The 1108-nt window shown below is 68.4% G+C and carries 3 protein-coding genes; 2 read left to right on the forward strand and 1 reads right to left on the reverse strand.

All coding sequences use genetic code 11. From position 1 onward, the window contains the following. A partial coding sequence (locus tag JNW87_RS38980) for an aldo/keto reductase (RefSeq protein WP_238455497.1) occupies positions 1–433 on the forward strand: 433 nt, incomplete at its 5' end. A gap of 119 nt (positions 434–552) precedes the next feature. Here JNW87_RS38980 and JNW87_RS41960 read toward each other — a convergent pair. After that, complete coding sequence (locus tag JNW87_RS41960; RefSeq protein WP_375373622.1) at positions 553–840, reverse strand: transposase; 288 nt, start codon at positions 838–840, stop codon at positions 553–555. Here JNW87_RS41960 and JNW87_RS38985 point away from each other — a divergent pair. Beyond that, a partial coding sequence (locus JNW87_RS38985) for a helix-turn-helix domain-containing protein (RefSeq protein WP_238455498.1) occupies positions 824–1108 on the forward strand: 285 nt, incomplete at its 3' end. The two genes, JNW87_RS41960 and JNW87_RS38985, sit on opposite strands and share 17 nt — an antisense overlap.

The raw sequence follows: 1108 nt of genomic DNA on the forward strand, positions 1-1108 counted from the left end.
CCTCCCGGTCTGGCGAGAGCTGCTCGCCGCCCGGGACGAGGGACTGACCCGCACGGTGGGGGTGAGCAACTACAGCATCAGCCAGATCGACGAGCTGATCCAGGCCACCGAGGAGATTCCGGCGGTCAACCAGATCCGCTGGAGCCCCTCGCTGTACGAGCGGCAGACGCATGTCGCCCACCGGGACCGGGGAGTGGTGCTGGAGGGCTACAGCCCGTTCAAGACCAGCGACCTGTCCCACCCGGTGCTGGTGCGGATCGCCCAGGCACACAATGTCTCCCCGGCGCAGGTGGTGCTCCGCTGGCACATCGACCACGAGATCGTGGTGATTCCGAAGTCGGTCACCCCGGACCGGATCCGGGCCAACGCCGACGTCTTCGGTTTCTCACTGACCGCCGAGGAGATGCGCGACATCGACGCCCTGGGCCGCTGACCGCGGCGGAAAGGGCAGCGACCGTCGGCCGGTCCGCTACCAGGGTGCGGGCGAGTGCTCCGCCCTTCAGGGCGGGGGTGAAGGCCCGCGCGGGAGGGCCGGCTAGGCCCGAGCGTGCTCTAGCCTGGCCGGTTTGCTGCTTGATGTACACGGGGCAGCACGGTGAGCGGTGCGCCGCTGGCGGAGCTGGCGATGTATGTGCCTGACCGGAGCCGGTTGGCGCGGTAGTAGTGGTGCACGAGGTCGGGGAACTGCTGGCGCAGCTGGCGGCTGGAAACACCTTTGAGGCTGTTGACCAGCTTTGACGGGGTGGGCGGGAAGTTGACCAGCTGGTGGATCTGTTGCGGAGGTTTCCGATTTCTGTCATAGGCCGATGCCAGACTGTCCGATGTGCAGCTCCGGTACAACTATCGCGTCTACCCGTCGCCCGCACAGCAGGCAGCGCTGGGGCGGGCGTTCGGGTGTGCGCGGGTGGTGTTCAACGACGGGCTGCGCGCACGTCAGCAGGCCCGCGAGGCGGGTGAGCCGTACCTGTCGGACGGCGACCTGTCGAAGCGGGTCATCACCGAGGCGAAGCGGACGCCGGAGCGGGTGTGGCTGGGTGAGGTGTCGGCGGTGGTGCTCCAGCAGGCCCTCGCGGACCTGAACGCCGCGTACCGCAACTTCTTCGCCTCG

The organism is Micromonospora sp. ATA51 (assembly GCF_016802855.1).
GTDB classification, from domain to species: domain Bacteria; phylum Actinomycetota; class Actinomycetes; order Mycobacteriales; family Micromonosporaceae; genus Micromonospora; species Micromonospora sicca.